We start from the raw sequence: 24001 nt of genomic DNA on the forward strand, positions 1-24001 counted from the left end.
TCGAGACCATGCGCGCAGTAGTGACAGACGGCAAGGGCGACCTGAAGTTCTCCGATCGGCCTGTTCCCGAGCCCGGGCCGGGCGAAGTACGAATTGCAGTGGCCGCAGCCGGGGTGAATCCGGTCGACATGGCGACGCGAGATGGATATCTGCACGCGTCGGTGGTGCCGGCGGGTACAACACTCGGCCTCGGGTGGGACGTAGCCGGGATCGTCGACGCCGTGGGTGCCGACGTCACATCACCAGCAGTGGGGACGCGAGTGGTAGGCCTGCGCCCCGACCCCACGACCCCGCTCGGCACGTACGCCGACTTCGTAGTGCTCCCGGTCGAGGCCGTCGCGTCGATTCCGGACGGCCTGGACACGGTCGCGGCGGCATCGATTCCGCTCAACATTCTGACGGCCGACCAGGCTCTCGACCTCGCCGGACCAGTCGGCACCCTTCTCGTGACGGGAGCCGCGGGCGGCGTCGGCGGCTACGCCGTGGCGCTGGCTGCACATCGGGGGTGGACGGTGACGGCGCTCGCGCGGGACAGCGACCGAGAATTCGTACTGAACGCGGGTGCTGCATCCGCGATCGGCACCGTTGCCGACGCGGGTTCGTTCGATGCGGTGCTCGACGCGGCCGCCCTGGGTGCGACCGCGATCGCTGCCGTCCGAGACGACGGCCATTACGTCGGCGTTCTGCCACCCGCGATTCCCGAACCCGTGCGCGGTGTTTCGGCGGCGGCAGTGTCCGTCCGACACGACGGCGGACGCCTGGCGCAGCTGCTCCGACTCGTATCGAACGGCACCGTCGAGGTACGGGTAGCTGGCACCCTCTCCCTGGACCATGCGCGCAAGGCCCAGGACGAGGCGTCGACTCCAGGGGTGCGCGGGCGGTGGCTGCTCACCCCCTGATTCTCGGAACCTCTACTTCAACGAGTCGACCAGCTTCTCCGCGAGGGGACGCGTCGACGCCGGGTTCTGACCGGTGTACAGGTTGCGGTCGACGACGACCTTCGGTGCCCATGCGTCGGTGGACTCGAACTTCGCGCCGTTCTCGCGCAGCCGGGTCTCGAGCAACCACGGGGCCTTCTCGGCGAGACCGGCCTGGGTTTCCTCCTCGTCGGTGAATCCGGTGAGTTCGTACCCGTCGAACGCCCAGGTTCCGTCGGTCCGGACGGCGGGGAGCAGGGCGGCAGGCGCGTGGCACACCGCGGAAACGACCTTGTTCGCGTCGAGGAAGTCGACCACCAGTGCGCCGAAATTCTCGGAGACTGCGAGGTCTTCCATCGGCCCGTGACCGCCGGGCACGAAGACGACATCGAAGTCGGATGCCTTCTGGTCCTCCAGCTTTGCGGGCGAGGACAGGATCGACTCGATGGAAGCGAGGTAGCTCTTCTGGTCCGCCACCTTCTCCTCGTCGCCGCCGTTGGCGTCGACGGACAGGCTGCCCTCGTCGACGACCGGAGCCTTGCCACCCGGTGTTGCGACCGTGATGTCCCAGCCTGCCTCGACGAACGTGCGATGAGACTCGACGAGCTCCTCGGCCCAGTACCCGGTGGGGTGCTTCGTGCCGTCGTTCAGGGTCCAGTGGTCGGCAGCGGTGACTGCGAACAGCAATGTCGTCATGGTCGAACAACCTCTCTTCGTCGATATCAGGTCAGCGGGGATCAGGTCAGGCATGCCACGTAAGTGCCCGATCGAAACCCTCACCGATTCGGCAGCGAACCGATCACCACGACGGCACCGAACATCTCCGATTCGCTGACACGGCCGTCGAATCCGGCATTCACGACGGCGTGCAATGTCGAATTCACCAGCGCTGCACTGGTTTCGATGAGAAGATGGCCACCGGGAGCCAGCCACTCGGGAGCCCCCGCGGCGACGCGCCGATGGATTCCAGCTCCGTCTGCACCGCCGTCGAGCGCGATGTGCGGCTCGTGCATCCGCGCCTCGCGCGGCATCAGCCCGATGTCGCCCGTCGGGACGTAGGGAGCGTTGACGACGATCGCATCGAATCTGCCGCGCAGCTCCGGCGATACGGCGTCGTACAGGTCCCCGAGATACACGGTGCCCCCCACTTCGGCGAGGTTGCCTCTCGCGCACTCCACCGCCGCCGCGTCGATATCGGCGGCATGCAACTCGGTGACGCCGTCGACCGACAGGCCGATCGCTCCGGAGCCGCAGCACAGGTCGAGCAGCGTCGAAGGGCGCAGTGCACCGGCACATTCGACGAGAAATTCGGTTCGCCGGCGAGGTACGAACACGCCAGGTCCGACGGCGATGCGTCGACCACAGAACGACACCCACCCAACTATGTGCTCGAGTGGTTCTCCGCAGACACGACGTGCGAGCATGTCCCGCAGTTCGGCCGCGCCGGAGGCCGACTCGACGAGGATGTCGGCTTCCTCCTCGGCGAATACGCACCCGGCACCGCGCAGCGAGGACACCACTTCGTCGTACGCGAGATCCATCATCGACGGTGCCTCCTGTCGGGCTTTTCGCCCAGCTGCACGTTCGTTGAATTACTGTAGCGCGGTATGTCGCACCCGAGGACGAACTGGGAAACCACGGTCCGACGCGTGTGCCTGGCCCTCCCCGAGACCTACGAGGAGCAGGCCTGGGTCGGCGCGCGCTGGCGCGTCCGTGGCCGCACGTTCGCGCATGTCCTCGAGATTCTCGACGGGACACCGCCTGCATTCGCGAAGGCCGCAGGCACCGACGGCCCGGCGCACGTGCTCATCTTCCGTTCCAGCGGAATGGAATTGGACGCACTCTCCGCCCGCGCCGGATTCTTCGCCCCGGGCTGGGGTCCACAGATCGTCGGCATGATGCTCGACGAGTCGGTCGACCGGATGGAGCTCGGCGAGCTGATCACCGAAAGCTACTGCAACCGTGCGCCGAAGAAGCTCATCGCACTCCTCGACCTACCGGAGTAGCCACTCACCCCAGATGTTCGCGCGATACCGCGACGGCCCCCGCCGCGTCGCCCGCCGCGATGGCGTCGAACAGGGCCCGGTGCAGGTCTACGTCGGGCTCACTGCCGCGCGGCCGAGCCAGCACCCCCGAGGTATAGGCCAGTAGCTCCGCCCTCAATCGCGGCAGAAACGACTCGAACAGATCCGACAGCAGCGAGTTGTGGGCGGCGGCCACCACCGCGACATGGAAATCGATGTCTGCGTTCACGAACGCCGCGTCGGACTCGCTCGCGGCATCGTGTCGGGCGTCGAGGGCACGTCGCATTCGGTCGACATCGGCATCCGTGCGGCGCTCGGCGGCCAGTCCAGCGGCGTCGATCTCGACGATCCGGCGCACCTCCTGCACCTCGACCAGGCCCGCACGCTGCACCGACGCAGCGACATCGATCGGAACCGACTCGGCGACGACGAAAACACCCGCACCTTGACGCGGTCTCACGAGCCCTCGGGTAGCGAGCACCCGCACTGCCTCCCGAACGGTGGATCTACCGACGCCCAGGTCCTGCGCGAGGGACGTCTCGCCGGGCAACTTCGATCCGACAGGCCATTCGCCCGCACCGATGCGTCGGCCCAGTTCGGTGACAGCACGATCTGCGGGGCGGAGATGCTCGGTGGACACGGCTACCAGTATCGCGCTTCTGCACTTGTCTGAGAAGTAACCTTTGCATTACAGTCCTCAGACATGTTTGGTTGTGCGCTCCTTCTGCGCCGCGACGGGGTCGATCACCGACCGGCACCCCGTCGCGGGGTACGACGCTGCGCCGGTCGGTGAGACCAGGAACCACACACCGAAGTCGAGGATCACCGTGATTCACAACCGCCAACAACCCAGCCCGATGCCGTCGCACCGCTACCGCGACGTGCACAGCCGCGTCGCCGTCATCGACCAGGAAAGACACTGGCCCGCAGCCACGTTCACCGCTGCGCCACTGTGGGTTCCGGTCGATCTCCGGGACGGGAATCAAGCCCTCGCCGAGCCGATGGACCTACACCGCAAACGTCGGATGTTCGATCTCCTCGTGGGCATGGGCTACAAGGAGATCGAGGTGGGGTACCCATCGGCGAGTCGCGCCGACTTCGACTTCGTCCGATCGCTCGTCGGCACTGTTCCCGAGGACGTGACGATCGTCGTGTTCACCGCGGCCAGAGCCGATCTCATCGAGCAAACCTTCGCCTCCTTCGACGGGTTGTCCGACGTCGTGGTGCACATGTACACCGCAACGGCACCGACCTGGCGCGAGGTGGTACTCGGCCACTCCCGTGATGCATTGCGCACGTTGATCTTCGAGGCCGGGGAGCAGATCGCACAGGCGGCAGGCGACCGCAGCGGGATTCGCTTCGAGTTCTCACCGGAAGTGTTCAACCTGACCGAACCGGACTACGTGCTCGAGGTCTGCAACGGGATGTCGAAGATCTGGGATGCCAGCGTGGATCGGCCGGTGATCCACAATCTCCCTGCAACCGTGGAGATCTCATCGCCCAACGTCTATGCCGACCAGATCGAGTACATGCATCGACACCTCGATCGCCGCGACTCGGTGATCCTGTCGGTGCACCCACACAACGACCGCGGAACCGGAGTCGCGTGCGCCGAACTGGCGGTACTCGCCGGCGCTCAACGCGTCGAAGGGTGCTTGTTCGGCAACGGCGAACGAACCGGGAACGTCGACCTGGTGACGCTGGCCCTCAACCTGCACGCTCAGGGTATCGATCCGATGATCGACTTCTCCGACATCGACGAGATACGCCGAACAGTGGAGTACTGCAACAGAATCGACGTGCACGAGCGGCACCCGTATGCGGGCGACCTCGTCTACACCGCCTTCTCGGGCACACACCAGGACGCGATCAAGAAGGGGATGATCCATCACCGCGACGAGGCCGAGCGGCTGGGCCTCGCTCCTGAACTCGCGCCTTGGGCGGTGCCGTACCTGCCGATCGATCCGGCCGACGTCGGACGGGACTACGACGCTGTGATTCGGGTGAACAGCCAATCCGGTAAGGGTGGAATCGCGTACCTGCTGTCGGTGGATCACGGCCTGGAATTGCCGCGACGGCTACAGATCGATTTCGCTCGGGTGGTCCAGCACGACACCGACACGACGGGTACCGAAATCAGCTCGAAGGAAATCTGGACCCTGTTCGAGGACAACTACATTCGCACCGGCCGTCGAACACTGTTGTCATGGTCCATCGATGCCGAATCGACCCTGTCGATCACCCTCGCCGACGACGACGGCGAGCACCATCACAGCGCCACCGGAACCGGGCCGGTCGACGCGTTGGCGCGGATCCTCGGTGTCGAGGTGATCGGCCTGTCTCAGCACTCCACCACTCACGGCTCGGACAGCGGAGCGGCGACGTATATCGAAGCTCGTCGGGGTGGGACGTCGGCGTGGGGAGTGGGGGTCGACGGTTCCGTTGTCGCCTCCTCGTTGAATGCGTTGGTGGCTGCGGCGAACAATCTGGTTCGACCCAATCTGGTTTGACGCTGCCACGCGTCGAAGGACAGAGTGGACGCATGCATGCGCCCGAGAATCTGCTGGCCGATTGCGGCAGTTGTTTCGGACTCTGCTGCGTCGCTCTGCCCTTCGCGAAGTCGTCGGATTTCGCGGTCGACAAGGCGGCCGGGGAGCCGTGCCGCAATCTTCGTCAGGACTCGAAGTGTGGCATCCATTCGACGCTGCGGGAGAAGGGCTTCCCCGGGTGCACGGTGTACGACTGCTTCGGTGCGGGCCAGAAGGTCTCGCAGTCCACCTTCGCCGGACAGGACTGGCGGGAGCAGCCGTCGAATTCGTCGGAGATGTTCGCGGTGTTCCCGATCATGCGTGATCTGCACGAGTTGCTCTGGTATCTGGCGGATGTGCGCGACCGCGACTCGACCGCGACGCTGCACGACCGGCTTGCGCGCGAGATCGACGAGCTGGAGGCGCTCACCACGTCGGTACCCGACATCCTGATGTCGGTCGATGTAACCATGCTGCGCTCACGGGTCAACGAATTGCTGATCCGGGCAAGCGATCTGATTCGCGCCGAAGTGAAGGGCAAGAAGAACTATCGCGGTCGCGACATGATGGGTGCAAAACTGGCCGGTGCAAATCTGCGCGGTGCCAGCCTGCGTGGCACGTACCTCATCGGGGCGACGCTGCGCGGAGCCGACCTGCGCCTGGCCGACCTGATCGGCGCAGACCTCCGCGGTACCGACCTGCGAGGGGCGGACCTACGCGGCAGCATCTACGCCACGCAGTTTCAGATCAACGCGGCACAGGGCGATCTCGCGACCCGAATTCCAGAATCGTTGGCCCGTCCGAGTCACTGGGCCTGAAGACTCAGGCCCCGAACTATTCAGCCCAGCGATCGACCTGTCTGCTCCAACGCTGCTTGGACGACCGCCAGGGACTTCGGACCGACCCCATGCAACTTCTTCAACTCGGCTGCGGGCACATCCGCGAGATCGTCCAGGCACAGGTAGCCGGCCGCGCGAAAGGCCCGAGATGCGGGATTTCCGGTGCCTTCGGGAAAGTCCGGAAGTTCCTCGGTTTCTGCTCTGCTCACGGGCGCATTCTAAAACAGACCGGTAGCCTGACGGCGTGCCCGAAAACAAGCAGAGACGCGTTGTCATCACCGGTGCAAACACCGGCATCGGCTACTACACCGCCTTGGAGTTGGCGAAGCGCGGCGACCACGTGACGCTTGCGTGCCGCAACCGGAGCAAGGCCGACGCCGCCGCAGCCAAGATTCGCGCGGAAGCACCGAAGGGAACCGTGGACACGGCCACACTCGACCTCGCCGACCTGGCGTCGGTGCGTGAGTACGCCGCCTCGGCACCCGAATCGATCGACATTCTGATCAACAATGCCGGCGTGATGATGCCCTCCATGCGGACCGAAACGGCAGACGGATTCGAGCTCCAGCTCGGCACCAATCACCTCGGCCACTTCGCACTGACCGGGTTGCTGTTTCCCAAGCTCGCCGCAGACGCGAAGATCACCACCATTGCTTCCGTCGCGCACCGGCAGGGCCCCAAGCTCGACTTCGACAATCTTCAGCTCGAGCGTGGGTACAACCCTCAGCGCGGGTACGCGAACTCCAAGCTTGCGAACATCCTCTTCGCGCTGGAACTGCAGCGCCGGATCGACAAGGCCGGTTCGAAGATCATCAGCAATGCCGCGCACCCCGGCATCTCGGCGACCGAACTGTACTCGAGCCCCGACGGACTCGGCAGCAACAAGATCCTGGCCGCTCTCGCTCCCATCGGATTGAAGCTTTTCTCGCAATCTGCCAGTGCCGGAGCACTTCCCACGCTCTACGCGGTCGATGTTGCGGGCGGCGGCACCTACAGCGGCCCCAAGTCCCTCTTCGAGACGCGCGGTAAGCCGGGCCCAGCCAGCATGACCAAGACCGCACAGGACCCGGCTCTGGCAGCGAAGCTCTGGGACGCCAGCGAGAAGTTGACCGGAGTCGGCTACCCGCTCTGACCCCGCGCAATCACCGGGCGGGTGCGGGCAGAGGCAGTCCGCGCTCGCTCATGACCGCACGCAATCGGTCGGGGTAATCGGTGATCAGGCCGTCGACGCCGAGATCCATCAGGGCACGCATGGTGCCGGGATCGTCGACGGTCCACGGGATCACTCGGATTCCGCGCTCGTGCGCAGAGTCGACCATCTCCTGGGTGACGTAGAGCTCGAAGTCCGAGTCGCCGATCTTGCCGCTCTGCGGGGTGCCCTGTACAGGCGAGTACGCCGAGGCTCCGAACGAATCGATCGCGGCGATCGCGTCTCCACCGAAATCGTCGATGTCGATCCCACCCAGCCAGGGTGAAGCGCCGTCCTGCCCGACCTGCAGGAAATCTCCGTTGGTCAGCGCCACCACAGGCACCTCGGGCTCGGCCTGCCGGACCAACTTCAGGGCGCCCCAGTCGAAACTCTGCACGGAGATTCTGTCCAGCATGCCCGCGTCGCGGATGGTCTCGAGAACCGTGTCCACGAACTGCTCCCGCGGGGCGGTCTCGGTGGGGCTGCCCGCCTCGACCTTGGTTTCGACGTTCAGCTTCACCTGCGGTGCATCGGCCGATTTCACCAGCTCCAACACCTCGGTCAGCGTCGGCATTCGAGCGCCGGCAACGCGGCGCTGCTCGGGATAGTCGGCAAGCGGTAGAGCACCGCAATCGAGTGTCCGAATCTGCGCGAGGCTCAATGTGTTCACGAATTTCCCGACGTACGGAAACTCCGGGTCACCCGGGGTGGACGCCCCGGTATCGACGCACTTCTTGTCGGAGACCTTGCGGTCGTGGGTGACGATCGCAATGCCGTCCTCGGTGATCTGAGTGTCCAGTTCGAGAGTGCTCACCCCGAGTTGCAGTGCGTTGGTGAACGATTCGATCGTGCTCTCGGTGACCAAGCCGAGACCGCCGCGATGCGCCTGCAGATCGAACGAGCCCAGTGGCGCGCTACCGCCGTCCGGCGACGCGGGGTCTGCGGTGGTATCCGTTCCGCACCCCATCAATACCGCGAGTGGAACGCACACCAGGGGCAAGTACCTACCGAATCGCATGCTCGGCGAGGCTACGGAAGGTCGGTGTCCACCGAGTTCCCTCGCAGTGAACTCCCGGCACCCTCGAGGTAGACGGAGATCGGAAGCTCAAGCGCCGCAATATTCTTCGATGTACGCCGCCCGAACACGACATCGGCCACCAGACCCTCGCACAAGGAGACCAGGCCGTCTCCGTGCGCGGGGTCGACGAACAAGTCCTGTGCCCGTTCGAGCGAGAAGAAGGAGCGAGCCAGGACGTCTCGAATATCCTGTGCAACAGCAGGATCGAGCATCAACGCGTAGCGGGCTCGAAGCTCGACCATGCGGTGGGTCAGTACCTCGTGCAGATACCGGGCAATCAGCGTTGCCACGTCGTTTTCCGTACCGGCGATCTTCACGAACCTCGCGTGTGAGAGCTCGACCAGTCGCGCCGCCACCGCCGCCAGCAGATCGGATTTGGTTCGGAAGTAGTAGGACGTCGACCCCGCCGGATAGTCGAGTGCCGAGTCGATCGACCGATGCGTCAAAGCGCGCAACCCGTCGCGGGCGATGACCTCGAGCGCCGCGTCGGCGATAGCGGTTCGGCGATCCATGGTGGTGACCCTACACACCCCCTCTACAAAAGTAGAGGGCATCGGCGTACGGTTCGATCCATGAGGCCGATCGCACCGCGACATACCTTCGACGCAGATTTCACCCTCGACGACGCCCAAACCGCAGCAGCCGATGCACTCTCGACCCCCGGCAGCACCGGCGTCTATCTGTGGGGACCGGTCGGCCGCGGCAAGACCTGGCTGCTCGACGCCTACTTCGCCGGTGTCACGACCCCCGCGAAGAAACGCGTCCACTTCCACACCTTCTTCCGCGACCTGCATGCGGCGTACTTCCGCCACAGATTTTCGATCGACGCTGCGATCGACGACATCCTCTCGACGGACGAATCCGGGCTCCGGGCCGAGCTGCTGTGCTTCGACGAATTCCACGTTCACGACATCGGCGATGCCCGGCTCATCACCCGTATGCTCGACGCCCTCTTCGCCCGCGGCGTGGCGCTGGTCGTCACCTCCAATTACGCCCCCGACGATCTACTGCCGAACCCGCTCTTCCATGCGACTTTCGTTCCGACGATCGAGAAGCTGAAGCAGAACCTGGAGGTGGTCTGCGTCGACGGTCCTGTCGACTACCGCACCGTCGGCGGCAGCGGGTCGCGATTTGCGTCGGGAACCTGGACTCTCGAGCGCGGGTCGGGTGGTCACACGTTCACCGACTTGTGCTGTGCCGCTCGCTCGACAGGTGACTATCTACGGATGCTCGAGGGAGTGACGAGCCTGACCGTCACCGAGGTTCCTGCACTCTCGACCGTCGACGAGTTCGCCGCTCAGCGATTGGCCAATCTCGTGGATATTCTGTACGACCACGATGTGCGTACCGACTTCCGTGCACTGGTCCCGCTGAGCGAATTCGCGGTCGGCTGCGCAAGTCTCGACACCGATCGACTGGTCAGCCGGCTCAGTGAGTTGGGCTAGCCGTTTCGAGCGTTGTACGCACAATCTTGGCGCGGGTGAGCCTGAAATTGTGATCCCGGTTGAACACGGCGGAGAACCCGGGTTCGAACCAGGGCGGTTCCATGGACGGCCGGACGAAGTCACGGTAGATCTCCGGTGAGAAATCGGACGCGTACCGCATGCTCTCGGTCGCTCCGGCGTACAGAGTCCCGAGTTCGGTGAGCTGATCGGCAAGATCGAACCACTGCTCCCTGGCGACGTCATCGCGAAGCCGTTGGCTGGAAAATCTGGCCGGCAGATGTGGACGCTGGCGGTTGTGCGTTCCGTCGGAGTAGACGAAAGATGATGAGGGGCACGATTGCTAGCGCAGTCGTAGCGGCAGCGATAAACGGGAGCACATGCAACCCGTCGTGCGAGGACACCAGACTTCCCAAACCGGCTCCGAGGCCAACGCCGAGATTGAGAACGGTGACCAGGACACTGCCGGCCAGAGGCCGGAAGTTCTCAGAGGCGGCGCGCATCACGTTCGCTTGCAGCACGACGGGGAGCATCCCGATCATCACGCCCCACAAGACTGCGAGGAGGACGTACGCCATTGGCGCATGCGCGAAGCCGGTGACTCCGAGGATGACCGCGAAAGTCACCACGGTCACCGGAAGTGCGCGTAAAGGCCATCGGTCGCTGATCCGACCGGCAGCCAGCACACCGACGACGCCGCCGATGCCGCTGGCCAGCAGCACGCCGGGCACTTCACTGGCGGCGATCTCTGCGACGGCTTCGCTGACCGGAACGACGAAGGTGAAAACATCGCAGTGTTCATCTGATGGTGTGTGAAAGGTACTCCGAACGCATCGAGGACGCGGGGGTCTGCAGGGCAAAGGTTCGCCATTCTCGCTGCAGGTGAGGTTGGTCGGCGTAACCGGCTTCGGCGGCGACGCGCGCGAGTGGGTGACCGTTCTTGACGAGTCGCTGAGCCGGTGGTAGCGCGTGAGCTGTTGCCATCCTTTGGGTGTCAGCCCGAACTCCGACGCGATCAGGTAACGAAGCACTCAACCGAGCGCGGCGCGAGTACATCGAATAGGTAGTCGTCCCACAGTGATGAACGATCTGCCCACCGCACTAGTCGACCATATGAGGTAGAGAGACGAGGTGGTAACAGAGCTGCGAATCGCATTTGGACGCAGGCGTTTTGAGTTTTATACAACTCGTCCCAGCATACCGGTAACAGCTCTTATGTCGGGTAACAATCGTAAGCGGTTGCTAGACAGTTTTTTTCAAGTCATTACGCAGAGGCTGGTGCGTCCCGTGGATCGACACTAGAACCCTACGGCTCGTAAACGACCCCGGTGCGGAGTCGACAGGATCAGTCATAGCGTCCCCGTTAGGCGCGGAGTCGGACACCAGGAGTCGGGAAATTGGTAGCGCGCCCTGGCGAGGGGACGATCTAGACCGGCCACGCTACCCCTGACGACCGGCGATTGCCTGGGGCAAAGTTCGAACAGCTCGACGTCGTCTAGTTGCTCCGAAATGGGCGTGTGGAACGTGGGCCGGGCAACTACGGTGTGGCCGAGGTCGTGGCTCGGCGTAGATGCTCGCGCAGGGCCGCTGCTACGCCTTGAGGGTTCTCGAGCATGGGGATGTGGCCGACGCCCGGCAGTGCGACTTCTGCGACGGTATCGGGCAGTTCGTCGATGAGACGCTGCATGAAGTCGGCTCTGGTCAGAAACGTGTCGAACTCAGACAGTATCAATGTTGTTGGTGCGGTCACGAGGTCGAGATGGGATAGCGGCCCATCACGTAGGAACGCCAACATGATGGGCAGGTAGATCCGGCAATGAGACACCGCACGCATCACGTTCGCAGCATCGTCTCGCGAGACCTTGTCGGTGTCTCTGCTGCAGTTTCCGATGATTGGGCGCTGAAAGCGTCGGTGGGTTGCGGCCCTCTCACCGAGGATGCGGACGAGCGCGGCGAGCGGGAACTGGGCGATGAAGCCGAGGCCCATACGGATTTCGGCGTAGGAAAAGCGGGTCCATCCGCCGGCAGGGTTGATCGCGGCGAGCGATCTCACCCGACCGCGGCGCTCCAGTTCAAAACCAACCTGACCTCCTAGGGAGTTGCCGGCGACGTGGCACGTCTGCCAACCGAGGGTGTCGAGTTCATGTTCGATTCCATCGGCGATTCCGGCTACCCCGAGATCCCGTAAGCGGAGTCGGGGGCCGCCCCAATGTCCAGGCATCGTCAGCGCAACGACGTCGTAGTCTGACGCCAGGTTGTCGACAACCTCGTGCCACACATGATGCGAGAGGGTGAAACCGTGCAGCAGTAGTAGGGGCTCGCCTGAGCCTGACCGATTCGCGGACGTAGGAGCGCATGCGCCGGTGTGATTGACGTGCATTGTTTCAACCCGCGATCAGGTCGGTGTAGGACACGACGAGGACGGCGCTCGAGAGGGCGAGCATTCCAAAGCAATTGAGCCAGGACTCTTGCTTGACGAAGTGCGCGCGGACGTGTTCAGGTGCGGCGCATGCAAAGTAGGCCACCACGCCCGCGGTGGCGCTGATGCCAACTCCGGGATATTGCAGTCCTGCGATTAGTCCTGCTGCGGCCAGCAACTTGATCACCACCAAAGTCCACCACCATTCGCGAGGAAACGCGACGCTGTCAAGGCAATTTCGGATGAAAACTGGTGGGCGGACCGGCAGCAGGGCGTCGGCCAGGAGGATCACGGCGAGTGCAGCGGTCAACCACCAGACATGTGGGGTGTCGATCACAAGGAGCCCTTCGGGTTAGAGGAGTTGATGACAAACTCGATGCTGCTGAGGAAGTGCTCGAACGTAGACGCATCAGCCGCTCGGTCCGCAGCGGCACCGGCAGACATGAGCAGTCCGAGATAGCCGAAGTAGATGACATTCTCCCGCGCTCCCCGCGCTTCTGCGTAAGGCCGGCACACACGAGGGTGATACGGATTTCGCCGAGCAGAGTGCGCCTCAGCTGGTTGAAAATGTCGGAGCTGGTTCGGCCGCTAACGATAATCGCAGCGTAAGCACGGGAGTTCAGGATCTCGTGCGAAGTGCTCGACGAACGTCGTAAACAGCGCGAGAACCGCCTCAAGTGCTGCGGTGGCGGTAAGAGGGCTCGCGTTGCTGATGACGTCGAATTCGCGGTCTCGGTGGACAGCCGCGATCCACTCGTCGAAGACACTGACCAGCAAGGAGTCCTTATCGCCGACCGCCATGACGGTGCCCACGCCAACTCGGGCGGCAGCCGCGATACTCCGGACCGCTGTGTCGCCGACGCCGTGGCAGACACCTGGTAGACGATTCGCCGTTACTGCAGCCCGGCCCATCCGTTGACCGCGTCGAGAACTTTCTTTGCGGAGTGACCTTTCGTCGGTCTCGCACGAAAGGTGCCGCGCACCAATGCGGTCAGACTCGAGGCGTAACCCCTGCGCGCGTCTGCTTCGTCCTTCCCGACAACTATGCGCGCTGCGGTACTGCGCGAAATCAATAACGCCGTCTCCGCCAGCCTGCGCTCCCCGTCGTCGTCGTAGTTCTCGAGGCCCCAGGCGTCGGCGATGTAGCGATAGAAATGGGTGAGCCGGTCGATGTCTTCGGAATCTGCGCGTTCGAGCGCGGTGCGCAACAGTTCGGCGGAGGTCCCCGTGGCGACGGCTTGGAAACAGACAAACGCGCGCCACCGCGGCGATGCCAACAGGAGGGTGAGTTCCTCGTCCGCGCACAGTGCGACAAAGTATGCCGCGCAGTGGACCGGGTCTGTTTCGACGTCGAGCGCACGCCGTGCGAGAGCAATTGCTCTTGTGTGCGTGAGGCTTTCGAGAGTGTTCCCGGCCGCGCACTGTTCGATGGCAAACGCGCCGAATGCCGACCGGCCGGGCCAGATGCGATAGGCGGATGCGCGGGAGACCCCCGCTGTTTCGAGTATCCGTTCCATGGGAATTTCTGGCTGGACACCGATCCCGTGTTCGGCAACATACTCGATCACCGCATCGGAGACCAGATCTCGGGTGGCGTCCTCTGTGCGATGGGTGCGCGGCATTCGTAAACGGCCTCTCGGTTTGACTTGAGACATAGTATCTCACACTCTACAGTTGAGACACCGTGTCTCGTCGATCGGATTCAAGACAACACAATGACGAACCAAGGAGTGGGCAGTGATCAAATCTCGAACGGCAGCCGCGGCGGGGGCCATTGCCAGCGTCGTCGCCATTGTAGTGACGGCGTTCAGCTCGGATCTTGTTCGAACGACCCTCTCGCACGCCTATTCGTACCCGAATGCCACAGGCCTCGAACTCGACGAGGCGACGTCGATGACGATGACATACCTCTTCGCTGTTGCCGGTGCAGGCCTAGTGATTTCGGCGCTGTACCTATGTTCTCGGCCGGTCGCACGATCGCGTTGGGGCTGGTACCTCGGCGGCGTAGTCGCAGCGTTGGGTCTCGTCGTAGCCAGCTACAACGCGACGCAGGAATTTCCCGTCGCGGTGAAGCTGGTCTACTTTTTGCCCGTCATTGCGGGAGCGCTCTGGGTTACCTCGGCAAAGCCCGGACAATCTGCACCCGTGGCCGCAGCCCGGTAGTCGTGCCGCGCCAGGACGGCGCCCGCGATGAAGCGGAACCTCTACTGGACGGCCTGGACCGAATCCACACCCGTTCGTACACATGAGCACCCTTGTCGCCGAGACAGGGGTGCTCATGTGGTTACTCCTAGCGGCCCCGGGCGTACAACGGCAGACCCGGTGTCCACGAATACGCCTGCACGCGTTGCCGGTTGCGACGCATTGACCCCGCCCAGCGAGGCCGCATTAACGAGATGTCCGAGAAAGCCGAACAACGTCTCGCCGAGGCCAAAGATCCGGCATTGCGGCGGGGCGAACCTGCTGCGCCTCGAACCGGACAGCCCCTACCTGACGGTGCTGCCTTCATTGGCGGGAATCGGTATCGGAATGGGCATGCTCGCCGCACCGATCGTCGCGGCCGCAATGCGGGCCGTACCTGCCGAACGGTCCGGAGTGGCGAGCGCAGCCAACAACACAGCTCGCCAGGCCGCCGGTGCACTCGGAATCGCTGTCTTCGGGGCCATCGCAGCCTCCCCCGACAACGCCGGACGGTTCGTCACCGGAATGCCCATCAACGGACTCGTCGCGGCAGCCGTATGGGGAGCCGCCGCAGTCCTCGCGGTCACCGCGCTCCACCGCCACGAACAGTCCTCCTGACCGAATCCCGTCCACCTGGGGCGTATCACACCGACCGGTTTCCTTCCTCCACCGAAACGAAAGGTGAACGGCGCTAGGGCGACGGTGACGATGATGATCGCCCACCATCCCGGGGAGAGGGCGGCCGGCGTGGCGGGCGAGGCGGCCTGCGTCGTCGAGTGCGGTGACGGTGGACGGTAGAGCCCAATTCGCAATCGGAACGGACACCGATCGACTGGTCAGCCGGCTCAGTGAGTTGGGCTCTCCTACATGGTCTCGAGTCTCGTTCGATTGCCGCCGTCCGCCTTCGCTCGGTACATGAGGGAGTCCGCTGCACGCGTGGCATCGTTGATCACGTTCGACCCTTGCCACGCGTCGGAATCGGGAGCGATCACTACTGCCCCGGCGCTCACTGTGACCGGTATCGGATCCGAACGATCCGTCAAGGTTGCGCTCACCTCGAGCACCAGTTCACACAATTGGTCCGCCTCACCGACGAGGACTGCGACGAACTCCTCGCCTCCTGTTCGCCCCACCACCCCCAACTTCTCGAAGTGACCGCACAGACGCTCCGCGACAAGGACGATGACGGCATCACCCTGATCGTGTCCGTAGCGGTCGTTGACACTCTTGAACCGATCGATGTCGACGAGAACGAGACCGAACGCCAACTGCTCGCCTCGAGCGACCGTCCACAGATCGTCGATCGCATTCTGCAGCCCGCGTCTGTTCTTCAGTCTCGTCAGTGGATCGATCTCCGACTGCCGCGCGTCCTCACACACCAACGACCACGCGATCTGGGCGAAGATCGGCACACCCGACGACGCACCTCCAGCGACCAGCACCGCGGCGATCGCATCCCACGGACCCCACAACCCCTGCACGTACGCGGCCACGCCGATGTAGACGATCACCAGATTGGCGAACACGAGATGAGCGACGAGCAGCTTCGGTCCGAGAAAGAAGGTGCACATCGCCCCCGTCAATGCGAAGAGAAATGTGCCGATCAGAGCCGAGGTAGGTACATCGAGAAGGATCACCGACGCAAGACCGACATCGCCGAACACCAGAAAGACCACCACTTGCCACTTGCGGTCGGGCAACGGTCCCACCAGCAACCACACGATCGCGGCGATCTGTAGAACGAGGACGAACACGACGTAGGCCACTGGACCTGCTCCGGACGGCCCATTCGGCGAGCCCAACATCAGAACCGACACGGCGGCGTACAACGCGACGCAGCCGGCGAACACGAGTCGGATCAATCCGTGCAGTGGACGAGTCGACCTGTGCACGAAGATCCAATCGAAATCGTGCGGAGAAGAAAACCAGTGGCGAATGACCTGAGCCGCACTGGGTTGTGGTCCGAGTGGCGAGACCGTGATGCTCGAGACCGACCTCGACGGAGAACCGGCGGTCGACCGTGTGCGGCGTCGACTGTGTCTGTCGCCGTGCGCCCGCATCGAACGTGGCTGCCGGGACGCGCCCGAGGGCTCGCCGTGCCGCGATCCGGGCACTCGAAAGTCTTTCTGCATGAGGGCTCCCTAGTGAAAACATCTGCCCCGGCCTGAGAGCGTAGCGATCACCGTTTCCGCTCGCCCGAAATCTCGGGATTTCGAAGCGCTACGGCAACCTCTCGTCGAGGCCGGTACCGCACCTTCCGAATCGGTCCGGACCAGCTGGCATCGTCGTCAGCCGAGTGTCCGGCGGACGGCGTCGATGCCTCCGGCCCGTAGTAGTTCCTCGCCGCGGGCCAGGAGGACGACCTCGTTGCCGTCGATCGCGAGTCCCCGGCACGCCAACCCGGCCCCTTCCCAGAGCAGAACGAGCTCGAGGATCAGCCGCGCGAGAGTGGCGTCGGGATTGCGGCCGATGCTCCATGACCAACGGCTGATCCGGATTCCAGCGTCACGGGACAGTGCTTCACCCAGCCGAGCGCCGGTCACCCATGGGTAGGGATCGTCGAGTATCGGAACGAAGGCCGATGCGAGCAGGCTCGCGGCAAGATCTCGTCGATCCTGCCGAAGCAGCGCGTGCAGTTCGGACGATGGCTCACGATCATTCTTGGACACCGCCGAAGCCTAGGGACCGCAGACATGAAGGGAGACACCCACTACTGACGGCGGTCGGGGGCGACAGCAGCAGCGGGTGTCTCACCTTGCATTCGCGGCCCCCCGCCGGGTGGATGGGTGCGGATGGAAAATTCTTCCGAAGAATTTCTCGGGCCGATAGGCATAGCCTGTGACCATGCCTTTCACAGCAGCGAACCACTACGACTTCAGCGGTGACGACCTGACCGGGACCGTCGACGCTCACCGATCCGCCGGCGTCTGGGCGGCCCAGCTCGTGTTGAGCGGACAAACGCTGGAGTCCACCGACGTCACCCGATCCGATCTGGGTTTCGAAGTTCGTACCGTCGTCGACAATCTCTCCGACGGTAATCGGACTCACCTGTTGGTCGTGCTGCCGCGAGTGAACATCGACCCCGCCGACGGTCAGCCGACCACGTTCACCTCGTACGCGGTGCTGTACACCGTGCACGAGGATTCCGGTGAAGCGCACGGTGTCATCGAGTCCTACGACGTCCGCTCGCTCAGCGGAATCGCATCGGTCGTCGGCTAGGTCGCCGGTCGGAATAGTCCGCGTTCGACTCCGGTTGTACGAGTCAGTCAATGCAAACGCATGAACTTTTGTTCGGCTAGGAGCGCGCCATGCAGTTCGGAATTTTCTCCGTCGGAGATGTCACGACCGACCCCACGACCGGGGTGACGCCCACCGAACACGAGCGCATCCGGTCGATGGTCACCATCGCCAAGCATGCCGAGGACGTCGGCCTCGACGTCTTCGCGACGGGCGAGCACCACAACCCGCCCTTCGTGCCGTCGTCTCCGACGACGATGCTCGGATACATCGCCGCGCAGACCGAGAAGCTGATCCTCTCGACGTCGACCACGTTGATCACCATCAACGATCCGGTGAAGATCGCCGAGGACTACGCGATGCTCCAACATCTCGCCGAGGGGCGCGTCGACCTAATCATGGGCCGCGGCAACACCGGCCCGGTCTACCCGTGGTTCGGCCAGGACATCCGCCAGGGCATTCCACTGGCGCTCGAGAACTACCAACTTCTCCGACGCCTGTGGACCGAGGAGAATGTGAGCTGGCAGGGCAACTTCCGTACCCCTCTCGACGGATTCACCTCGACGCCCAGGCCGCTCGACGACATTCCGCCGTTTGTCTGGCACGGATCCATCCGCAGCCCGGAAATCGCGGAGATCGCCGCGTATCACGGTGACGGATTCTTCGCGAACAACATCTTCTGGCCCAAAGAGCACTACATACAACTGATCGATCTGTACCGGCAGCGCTACGAGCACTACGGCCACGGCCGCGCGGACCAGGCCATCGTCGGCCTCGGCGGACAGGTGTTCATGCGCAAGAACAGCCAAGACGCGGTGAACGAATTCCGGCCGTACTTCGACAACGCACCGGTCTACGGTCACGGCCCCACCATGGAGGAGTTCACCGAGCAGACGCCGCTGACGGTCGGGTCGCCGCAGCAGGTCATCGAGAAGACCCTGGCGTTCGCCGACTTCTTCGGCGACTACCAGCGTCAACTGTTCCTGATGGATCACGCGGGCCTGCCGCTGAAGACCGTGCTCGAACAACTCGACATCCTGGGCGAGGACGTGGTGCCGGTGCTGCGCAAGGAATTCGCTGCCCGACGCCCGGAGGGTGTTCCGGAGAATCCTCCGACCCACGCTTCTGCGTTGGCGGAGAAGCATTCCCGTGTTGCCGTCTAGTACCGAGCTGGCAGTCGGAGCCTGGGAGGCACTGTTCCGCTCTCAGGTTTCGCTGATGCGCCGGTTCACCGCCGACGACATCTGGGATCCGATCGGGGTGCGCGAGTACGACGTGTTGTTCACCCTGAGCAACAGCGAAACCCGCGCCCTCCGGCTCCACGAACTCAACGAAGAGATCCTGCTCAGCCAACCCTCGCTGAGCCGAATGTGCGACCGTCTCACAGCGCTGGGTTATGTTGCCCGACAGAGTGATCCTTCGGACAAACGGGGAACGGTGATCTGCCTGACCGAGGCGGGTGCGCACGTGCAGAAGAAGATCGGGCGCAGACATGCCGCCCGCATCCGACGCTACGTCGGCGGCGCACTGAACGCCGACGAGCTCGAGACACTCGAAAGTCTGTGCACCAAGCTCAGACTCGCCCAGACCGACATCGAGGAGTAGCGGTGGTCCAGGTTCTCACTCCGCGCGAGGTTCCGCTCGGCGGTCCACGCGCGATGAAGGTTCGACGCACCCTGCCGCACAAGGACCGATCCCTCATCGGTGCATGGTGTTTTGCCGATCACTACGGGCCGGAGCGCTCGCGGATGGATGTTGCGCCGCACCCGCACACCGGACTGCAGACGGTCAGTTGGCTGTTCTCCGGGGAGATCGAGCACCGCGACAGCGTGGGATCGCACGCCATGGTTCGGCCGGGTGAGCTGAATCTGATGACGGCCGGCTACGGCATCAGTCACTCCGAAGTCTCCACGCCGGAGACGGACGTGCTGCACGGGATGCAGCTCTGGGTCGCGCTTCCGGCCGTATCGCGTTTCGTGGCACCGACCTTCGAGCATTACGCGCCGGGCCCGGTTGCTCGCCCCGGGCTGGAGGCGAGAGTCTTCCTCGGCACGCTGCTCGGCGAGACCTCGCCGGTGCAGACGTATTCGCCGCTGCTCGGGGCGGAGATCGTGCTCGACGCCGGAGCACGTGTCACGATCGAGATCGACCCGACGTTCGAGCACGGAATCATCGTCGACCGAGGCGCGGTGATCCTGGCCGACACAGAACTGGGCTCCGCCGAACTGGGCTACGTCGAACCCGGCGAGAACGAACTGCACCTGCACAATTCGACGCGGGACCCCGTTCGCCTTCTGCTGCTGGGCGGTCCGCCGTTCGGGGAGCAGATCGTGATGTGGTGGAACTTCGTCGGACGCAGCCACGAGGACGTCGTGGAATATCGGGCCGCATACGAGGCCGAGAACGGTCAATTCGGAACCGTGGAGGGATACCCCGGCTCGCGCCTGCATGCCCCCGAACTACCCAACGCTCGAATGAAGCCCCGCGGCTGACTCCGAGCGAGGGTCCGAAGCAGAGCCTGCCTCAGAACAGTGTCGCGATTTCCGGCTCCGCTGACTGCGGTGTCGGGGCCGCGGCGGGTGCTGGTGCAGCGTTCACCGGCGCGGGTGTGGCGTTTGCCCCTGCTGCTGCGATGGCGCGAGCAGCTTCGCCGGCCAAGGCGTCGGCTGCTTCGTTGAAGTGATTGCCCACGTGTCCGCGAACCCACCGGAACCGGACCGGACCCTCGCGTTCGGTGATGGCCCGCTCGATGTTCTGCACGAGATCCAAGTTGCGCACCGGGGTGCCGCCTGCGGTTTTCCAGCCCTTGCGCTTCCACCCTGCCAGCCACTCGGATGCGCATTTGATGGCGTACTGCGAATCGGATTCGATCAACAGCGGCTCGGGGCCCGGGTGGGCCAGAACCGCCTCGAGCAGCGCTCTGAGCTCGGCAACCTGATTGGTGCCCGAGGGCTCGCCGCCGGACTTGCTCGGCCCCGTGTGGTTGACCCACGCCCACCCGATAGCGCCGCCGGGGTTACGCAGACACGAGCCGTCCGTACTCACGATGATCACGGTCACCGACCCTACTTCGGGCCACCGACAAACTCTGGGTGACTCGCTCACGAACAACGAAAGACTTGCCGAACACTGTCGGTGCGAACCGGTTCAGGATCGGGGCGCCGGCGCGAGAGGCACCACAGCTTCGCTGGTGTACATCCGGAACGTCAACGACTCCTGGAAGTACAGCTCCACCGAGTTCGCGTCGTGAGAGAGATAGCCGATCGACAGGTCCTGCCCGAGATGCAGCTCGTAGTCACCGCCGCGGGTGGTCATGAGGAAGGCCCCGTCGATGGCCGGGGCCCAGATGATCTCGCCGTCGAGCAGGCGGCTCAGATGCTGCCGAACGGGGTAGCCGTGATCGGAGGTCTCGTTGATCGCGGTGAACGCATCGGCGCTGAGCACCAACGAATACGGTCCGTTCACGCCGGCCAGCCGCAGTGCGGTCACGGCCTCGCTGACGGTCTCCGGATAGTCGCGCGGGTCGGCAGGCAGCGACATCTCGGCATTGGACGCCCCCTCCCGCAGTCCGGTGATGCTCGCTGCCGCGTAGCTCTCGAAGATCGCCCGATCCTCGGCGAACGCGATCTTCTCGGCGGCGTCCTTGACCGGTTGCCAGTCCGAATCTCGTGCGCCACGCTCGACGTCGTCGACCGCAGATCGACTGACGGTGAACGGCACTCGCAGTTCCACGACCGGTTGCGACACCCGGGCGTGGGTGAGGACGCCGTCGGCGATCGGCTCGATGGCAGCGAGGTGACCCGTCCCGACGGCATCGAGAGCCGATCCCGCGGGATCGGCCACATCGACGACGCGTCTGCCGGCCGAGTGCCGGGAGAACGTGCGGGTGGCTTCCTCTTCGATCTCGGCCCACGCCGCCGCAGTGATGGGTGCCAGTTCGCGGTGGAGATTGTTCATTCGGACAATCCTCTCTGCTCGAAAGTTGTTTTGAGACTGCCGATTCCGAGCGATCCGTCGGACAGGGTGGCCGGAGCCGTCGACGGTGTCGATGTGGGCGGACGGCCCGGTGGAGCTTCGAGGAAATCGACGGTCGGGACGAAGAACAGCGTTCCCGTCACCGCCGTCGAGAAGTCGAGAATCCGATCGTGCGACGCATCGCCCCTGCCCAGGAACATGTTTCGCAACATCGTCTCGGTCACCGACGGGGTGGCGGAATACCCGATGAAGTACGTCCCGTACTCCCCCGAGCCTGGACGGCCGAACGACATGTTGTCGCGCAGAATCTGCAGTTGGTCGCCGTTGTCGTCGATGACGACCGTCAATGCCGTATGCGAATCCGGCGGCTTCACGGTCTCACCCATCTCGATGTTGGAGAGCTTGCTGCGGCCGATCACCGACTCCTGGTCCTCGACGGTGAGCGCGTTCCAAGCATCCAGGTCGTGTAGATACTTCTGCACCATCACGTAGCTGCCGCCGAAGAAGGGGGCATCGTCGGCCACCATCACCGCGCGGTCGGCCGCAGTCCCCGTCGGGTTCTCGGTGCCGTCGACGAATCCCATGAGGTCGCGCTGCTCGAAGTACGCGAACCCGTGCACCTCGTCGACGGTCGTGACCGCGGAGCCCAGGGCCGCCATCACCTGCGCCGCCAGCTCGAACACGACATCCATCCGACTGGCGCGCACGTGAAACAACAGGTCCCCCGGTGTAGCGGGAGCACTGTGCGTGGGGCCGGTCAACGGCACGAACGGATGCAAGTGCGCAGGCCGTGGACCGTCGTAGAGCCGGTCCCACGCGTCCGATCCGATTCCGACCACACACGTGCAGCCCGCATCGGGCACCCGCGATCCGATCGAACGCTGCAGTCCCGCAAGGCCGGACAGGATGTCGCGGACGGTGTCCTCGCCTCCCTCGTCGACGGTGACGACGAGGAAGATCGCTGCGGACGTCACGGGTGCGAGCACGGATTGCGCGTTCGCAGGACACGACCGGATCATGCTCTCAGTCTCTTACGAGGGCAGCCGTCGTCTCCTCTGTCAGATGACTCGAATTGCTAGAGTGAGTCCGCTGCTCCACTGCAGCTGTGGGCAACGCGCGGATACCTGACCCATGGAGGTCGGCAGTGAACGACGGACGAGTCGAGCCGAGGCCGGTCCATCGTCGTCTCCGCGTCGGAATCCTGCTTTTCGACAAGGTGAAGATGCTCGACTTCGTCGGACCCGCCGAGGTGTTCCTCGAAGCCAATCAACTCGTCGACGCCTACGAGATCGTCTTTCTCTCGGTCGACGGCGGCGATGTCGTGACCTCGATGGGTATGAAGGTATCGGTCGGCACCGCCGCAGCCGACGGCGGCGAGTTCGACACAGTCATCGTTCCCGGTAGCGAATCGGCTCCGGGCGTCTTCACCGATCCCGCGTTGCTCGACGCAGTCGTGCTGCTCGCGTCGAGGGCGCGTCGGGTGGCCTCGATCTGCAGCGGCGCGTTCGCTCTCGCCGGTTCGGGCTTGTTGGACGGCAAGCGTGCGACCACCCATTGGAAGTTTGCATCCGTACTGGCGCAACAGTTTCCGGGCATCGTGGTCGATCCGGATTCCATCTTCGTGCGGGACGGCAACATCTACACCTCGGCCGGCGTGGCCGCGGGAATCGATCTCGCCTTGTCGATGGTCGAGAGCGACCACGGGGCGCACGTCGCCAGAACGGTGGCACAACTACTGCTGGTGTACATGCAGCGGTCCGGTGGCCAGTCGCAGTTCTCGGCGTCACTGAAGGGCGCACCACCTCGGACGCCCGTTGCCAGAGCCATCACCGAGTACATCCATGCCGATCCGACGCGGCCTGCCGGCCTGCAGGATCTGGCTGAACACGCCAATGTCAGTGTGCGCCATCTGAACCGCCTCGTTCGCGACGAGTTGGGCAGAACGCCTCTGGAATACGTCACCGCATTGCGCCTCGATGTCGCGGTCGGCGCTCTCGAGTCCGGCCACTCCGTCGCACGGACGGCCGCCGTCGCCGGGTTCGGCACACCGGTGGCATTCCGACGCGCCTTCGTCGCCAAGTTCGGTGTGACGCCCTCGGACTATCAGCGAAAGTTCCGCACCACCAGCCGAATCTAGGTGGCCCTGGCAGGGCTACCGCCTGTGCGTTCGCC

At 64.1% G+C, this 24001-nt stretch carries 29 protein-coding genes; 14 read left to right on the forward strand and 15 right to left on the reverse strand.

Annotated elements, in window-relative coordinates:
* Positions 1-8: 8 nt before the first annotated feature.
* Entirely contained in the window at positions 9-899 is an 891-nt protein-coding gene (locus tag ACNEOT_RS00700) for an NADP-dependent oxidoreductase (protein ID WP_415971318.1), read from the forward strand.
* Between the two features lie 12 nt (positions 900-911).
* On the opposite strand, the gene ACNEOT_RS00705 is transcribed toward ACNEOT_RS00700, so the two are convergent.
* Both ACNEOT_RS00705 and ACNEOT_RS00710 read right to left on the reverse strand, forming a co-directional pair.
* Positions 912-1613, reverse strand: a complete 702-nt coding sequence (locus tag ACNEOT_RS00705; protein WP_415971320.1) for a type 1 glutamine amidotransferase domain-containing protein — start codon at positions 1611-1613, stop codon at positions 912-914.
* 80 nt (positions 1614-1693) lie between these two features.
* On the reverse strand, positions 1694-2461 hold the full coding sequence (locus ACNEOT_RS00710; protein ID WP_415971321.1) for a putative protein N(5)-glutamine methyltransferase: 768 nt from the start codon (positions 2459-2461) through the stop codon (positions 1694-1696).
* A gap of 63 nt (positions 2462-2524) precedes the next feature.
* Here ACNEOT_RS00710 and ACNEOT_RS00715 point away from each other — a divergent pair, with 63 nt between their 5' ends.
* Positions 2525-2923 carry an MmcQ/YjbR family DNA-binding protein gene (locus ACNEOT_RS00715; protein WP_415971323.1) on the forward strand — a complete coding sequence of 133 codons (399 nt, stop codon included), beginning with the start codon at positions 2525-2527 and terminating at the stop codon, positions 2921-2923.
* A 4-nt stretch (positions 2924-2927) separates the two neighbouring features.
* On the opposite strand, the gene ACNEOT_RS00720 is transcribed toward ACNEOT_RS00715, so the two are convergent.
* A complete protein-coding gene (locus tag ACNEOT_RS00720) occupies positions 2928-3590 on the reverse strand; it encodes a FadR/GntR family transcriptional regulator (protein WP_415973610.1) in 663 nt (220 codons plus the stop codon).
* Positions 3591-3798: 208 nt separating this feature from the next.
* Here ACNEOT_RS00720 and ACNEOT_RS00725 point away from each other — a divergent pair, with 208 nt between their 5' ends.
* Together ACNEOT_RS00725 and ACNEOT_RS00730 are read left to right on the forward strand one after the other, a co-directional pair.
* A complete protein-coding gene (locus ACNEOT_RS00725; protein WP_415973611.1) occupies positions 3799-5451 on the forward strand; it encodes a 2-isopropylmalate synthase in 1653 nt (550 codons plus the stop codon).
* A gap of 32 nt (positions 5452-5483) precedes the next feature.
* Positions 5484-6287, forward strand: a complete 804-nt coding sequence (locus ACNEOT_RS00730; protein WP_415971325.1) for a pentapeptide repeat-containing protein — start codon at positions 5484-5486, stop codon at positions 6285-6287.
* A gap of 20 nt (positions 6288-6307) precedes the next feature.
* On the opposite strand, the gene ACNEOT_RS00735 is transcribed toward ACNEOT_RS00730, so the two are convergent.
* On the reverse strand, positions 6308-6517 hold the full coding sequence (locus tag ACNEOT_RS00735; protein ID WP_415971326.1) for a DNA-binding protein: 210 nt from the start codon (positions 6515-6517) through the stop codon (positions 6308-6310).
* A 35-nt stretch (positions 6518-6552) separates the two neighbouring features.
* Here ACNEOT_RS00735 and ACNEOT_RS00740 point away from each other — a divergent pair, with 35 nt between their 5' ends.
* Complete coding sequence (locus tag ACNEOT_RS00740; protein WP_415971328.1) at positions 6553-7440, forward strand: oxidoreductase; 888 nt, start codon at positions 6553-6555, stop codon at positions 7438-7440.
* A gap of 10 nt (positions 7441-7450) precedes the next feature.
* Here the strand turns inward: ACNEOT_RS00740 and ACNEOT_RS00745 are convergent, their stop codons facing one another.
* Together ACNEOT_RS00745 and ACNEOT_RS00750 are read right to left on the reverse strand one after the other, a co-directional pair.
* Positions 7451-8515: a glycerophosphodiester phosphodiesterase family protein gene (locus tag ACNEOT_RS00745; protein WP_415971330.1), complete on the reverse strand. Its 1065-nt coding sequence runs from the start codon at positions 8513-8515 to the stop codon at positions 7451-7453.
* Between the two features lie 11 nt (positions 8516-8526).
* Positions 8527-9087 carry a TetR/AcrR family transcriptional regulator gene (locus ACNEOT_RS00750; protein ID WP_415971331.1) on the reverse strand — a complete coding sequence of 187 codons (561 nt, stop codon included), beginning with the start codon at positions 9085-9087 and terminating at the stop codon, positions 8527-8529.
* Positions 9088-9147: 60 nt separating this feature from the next.
* Here ACNEOT_RS00750 and zapE point away from each other — a divergent pair, with 60 nt between their 5' ends.
* The gene (zapE, locus tag ACNEOT_RS00755) at positions 9148-10020 is read left to right on the forward strand and encodes a cell division protein ZapE (RefSeq protein ID WP_415971332.1); all 873 of its coding nucleotides are present in this window, start codon (positions 9148-9150) and stop codon (positions 10018-10020) included.
* Between the two features lie 239 nt (positions 10021-10259).
* On the opposite strand, the gene ACNEOT_RS00760 is transcribed toward zapE, so the two are convergent.
* From ACNEOT_RS00760 to ACNEOT_RS00770, 3 genes are all read right to left on the reverse strand, one after another.
* On the reverse strand, positions 10260-11048 hold the full coding sequence (locus ACNEOT_RS00760; protein ID WP_415971333.1) for an MFS transporter: 789 nt from the start codon (positions 11046-11048) through the stop codon (positions 10260-10262).
* A gap of 506 nt (positions 11049-11554) precedes the next feature.
* Positions 11555-12397 (reverse strand): alpha/beta fold hydrolase, encoded by an 843-nt coding sequence (locus ACNEOT_RS00765; protein WP_415971335.1) that lies wholly within the window; start codon positions 12395-12397, stop codon positions 11555-11557.
* A 4-nt stretch (positions 12398-12401) separates the two neighbouring features.
* The gene (locus ACNEOT_RS00770; RefSeq protein ID WP_415971337.1) at positions 12402-12773 is read right to left on the reverse strand and encodes a DoxX family protein; all 372 of its coding nucleotides are present in this window, start codon (positions 12771-12773) and stop codon (positions 12402-12404) included.
* Positions 12774-13072: 299 nt separating this feature from the next.
* Between ACNEOT_RS00770 and ACNEOT_RS00775 the strand changes: the two genes are divergently transcribed.
* On the forward strand, positions 13073-13318 hold the full coding sequence (locus ACNEOT_RS00775) for a hypothetical protein (protein WP_415971338.1): 246 nt from the start codon (positions 13073-13075) through the stop codon (positions 13316-13318).
* Between the two features lie 11 nt (positions 13319-13329).
* On the opposite strand, the gene ACNEOT_RS00780 is transcribed toward ACNEOT_RS00775, so the two are convergent.
* Entirely contained in the window at positions 13330-14058 is a 729-nt protein-coding gene (locus tag ACNEOT_RS00780) for a hypothetical protein (protein ID WP_415971340.1), read from the reverse strand.
* Between the two features lie 115 nt (positions 14059-14173).
* On the opposite strand from ACNEOT_RS00780, the gene ACNEOT_RS00785 reads away from it, so the two are divergent.
* Both ACNEOT_RS00785 and ACNEOT_RS00790 read left to right on the forward strand, forming a co-directional pair.
* Positions 14174-14599 carry a hypothetical protein gene (locus tag ACNEOT_RS00785; protein ID WP_415971342.1) on the forward strand — a complete coding sequence of 142 codons (426 nt, stop codon included), beginning with the start codon at positions 14174-14176 and terminating at the stop codon, positions 14597-14599.
* A gap of 333 nt (positions 14600-14932) precedes the next feature.
* Entirely contained in the window at positions 14933-15235 is a 303-nt protein-coding gene (locus ACNEOT_RS00790) for a hypothetical protein (protein WP_415971344.1), read from the forward strand.
* 245 nt (positions 15236-15480) lie between these two features.
* Here the strand turns inward: ACNEOT_RS00790 and ACNEOT_RS00795 are convergent, their stop codons facing one another.
* Positions 15481-16509: a GGDEF domain-containing protein gene (locus tag ACNEOT_RS00795; RefSeq protein ID WP_415971346.1), complete on the reverse strand. Its 1029-nt coding sequence runs from the start codon at positions 16507-16509 to the stop codon at positions 15481-15483.
* A 396-nt stretch (positions 16510-16905) separates the two neighbouring features.
* Positions 16906-17286: a hypothetical protein gene (locus tag ACNEOT_RS00800; protein ID WP_415971347.1), complete on the reverse strand. Its 381-nt coding sequence runs from the start codon at positions 17284-17286 to the stop codon at positions 16906-16908.
* Positions 17287-17461: 175 nt separating this feature from the next.
* Between ACNEOT_RS00800 and ACNEOT_RS00805 the strand changes: the two genes are divergently transcribed.
* The 4 genes from ACNEOT_RS00805 to ACNEOT_RS00820 all read left to right on the forward strand — a co-directional run bounded on the left by ACNEOT_RS00805 (position 17462) and on the right by ACNEOT_RS00820 (position 20346).
* Positions 17462-17836, forward strand: a complete 375-nt coding sequence (locus tag ACNEOT_RS00805; protein ID WP_415971349.1) for a hypothetical protein — start codon at positions 17462-17464, stop codon at positions 17834-17836.
* 89 nt (positions 17837-17925) lie between these two features.
* Positions 17926-19017 carry an LLM class flavin-dependent oxidoreductase gene (locus tag ACNEOT_RS00810; protein WP_415971350.1) on the forward strand — a complete coding sequence of 364 codons (1092 nt, stop codon included), beginning with the start codon at positions 17926-17928 and terminating at the stop codon, positions 19015-19017.
* On the forward strand, positions 19004-19459 hold the full coding sequence (locus ACNEOT_RS00815; RefSeq protein ID WP_415971352.1) for a MarR family winged helix-turn-helix transcriptional regulator: 456 nt from the start codon (positions 19004-19006) through the stop codon (positions 19457-19459). The genes ACNEOT_RS00810 and ACNEOT_RS00815 overlap by 14 nt, the downstream gene beginning before the upstream one ends.
* A gap of 2 nt (positions 19460-19461) precedes the next feature.
* A complete protein-coding gene (locus ACNEOT_RS00820) occupies positions 19462-20346 on the forward strand; it encodes a pirin family protein (protein ID WP_415971354.1) in 885 nt (294 codons plus the stop codon).
* Positions 20347-20377: 31 nt separating this feature from the next.
* Here the strand turns inward: ACNEOT_RS00820 and ACNEOT_RS00825 are convergent, their stop codons facing one another.
* The 3 genes from ACNEOT_RS00825 to ACNEOT_RS00835 all read right to left on the reverse strand — a co-directional run bounded on the left by ACNEOT_RS00825 (position 20378) and on the right by ACNEOT_RS00835 (position 22848).
* The gene (locus ACNEOT_RS00825) at positions 20378-20908 is read right to left on the reverse strand and encodes a ribonuclease H family protein (protein WP_415973612.1); all 531 of its coding nucleotides are present in this window, start codon (positions 20906-20908) and stop codon (positions 20378-20380) included.
* A 93-nt stretch (positions 20909-21001) separates the two neighbouring features.
* The gene (locus ACNEOT_RS00830) at positions 21002-21811 is read right to left on the reverse strand and encodes a family 1 encapsulin nanocompartment shell protein (protein WP_415971356.1); all 810 of its coding nucleotides are present in this window, start codon (positions 21809-21811) and stop codon (positions 21002-21004) included.
* Positions 21808-22848, reverse strand: coding sequence for a Dyp-type peroxidase (locus tag ACNEOT_RS00835; protein ID WP_415971357.1), 1041 nt, complete (start codon positions 22846-22848; stop codon positions 21808-21810). Before ACNEOT_RS00835 ends, ACNEOT_RS00830 begins: the two co-directional genes overlap by 4 nt.
* Before the next feature lie 125 nt (positions 22849-22973).
* On the opposite strand from ACNEOT_RS00835, the gene ACNEOT_RS00840 reads away from it, so the two are divergent.
* Entirely contained in the window at positions 22974-23966 is a 993-nt protein-coding gene (locus ACNEOT_RS00840; RefSeq protein ID WP_415971359.1) for a GlxA family transcriptional regulator, read from the forward strand.
* The last annotated feature ends 35 nt before the right edge of the window (positions 23967-24001 follow it).

It is taken from the genome of Rhodococcus sp. 077-4, from assembly GCF_047782425.1.
Lineage (GTDB): Bacteria > Actinomycetota > Actinomycetes > Mycobacteriales > Mycobacteriaceae > Rhodococcoides.

Bases quoted from the DNA above. Each gene is read 5' to 3' on its own strand.
- ACNEOT_RS00700 (WP_415971318.1), top strand. From the start codon at position 9: ATGCGCGCAGTAGTGACAGACGGCAAGGGCGACCTGAAGTTCTCCGAT.
- ACNEOT_RS00705 (WP_415971320.1), bottom strand. From the start codon at position 1,613: ATGACGACATTGCTGTTCGCAGTCACCGCTGCCGACCACTGGACCCTG.
- ACNEOT_RS00710 (WP_415971321.1), bottom strand. From the start codon at position 2,461: ATGATGGATCTCGCGTACGACGAAGTGGTGTCCTCGCTGCGCGGTGCC.
- ACNEOT_RS00715 (WP_415971323.1), top strand. From the start codon at position 2,525: ATGTCGCACCCGAGGACGAACTGGGAAACCACGGTCCGACGCGTGTGC.
- ACNEOT_RS00725 (WP_415973611.1), top strand. From the start codon at position 3,799: ATGCCGTCGCACCGCTACCGCGACGTGCACAGCCGCGTCGCCGTCATC.
- ACNEOT_RS00730 (WP_415971325.1), top strand. From the start codon at position 5,484: ATGCATGCGCCCGAGAATCTGCTGGCCGATTGCGGCAGTTGTTTCGGA.
- ACNEOT_RS00745 (WP_415971330.1), bottom strand. From the start codon at position 8,515: ATGCGATTCGGTAGGTACTTGCCCCTGGTGTGCGTTCCACTCGCGGTA.
- ACNEOT_RS00750 (WP_415971331.1), bottom strand. From the start codon at position 9,087: ATGGATCGCCGAACCGCTATCGCCGACGCGGCGCTCGAGGTCATCGCC.
- zapE (WP_415971332.1), top strand. From the start codon at position 9,148: ATGAGGCCGATCGCACCGCGACATACCTTCGACGCAGATTTCACCCTC.
- ACNEOT_RS00765 (WP_415971335.1), bottom strand. From the start codon at position 12,397: ATGCACGTCAATCACACCGGCGCATGCGCTCCTACGTCCGCGAATCGG.
- ACNEOT_RS00780 (WP_415971340.1), bottom strand. From the start codon at position 14,058: ATGCCGCGCACCCATCGCACAGAGGACGCCACCCGAGATCTGGTCTCC.
- ACNEOT_RS00805 (WP_415971349.1), top strand. From the start codon at position 17,462: ATGCCTTTCACAGCAGCGAACCACTACGACTTCAGCGGTGACGACCTG.
- ACNEOT_RS00810 (WP_415971350.1), top strand. From the start codon at position 17,926: ATGCAGTTCGGAATTTTCTCCGTCGGAGATGTCACGACCGACCCCACG.
- ACNEOT_RS00830 (WP_415971356.1), bottom strand. From the start codon at position 21,811: ATGAACAATCTCCACCGCGAACTGGCACCCATCACTGCGGCGGCGTGG.
- ACNEOT_RS00835 (WP_415971357.1), bottom strand. From the start codon at position 22,848: ATGATCCGGTCGTGTCCTGCGAACGCGCAATCCGTGCTCGCACCCGTG.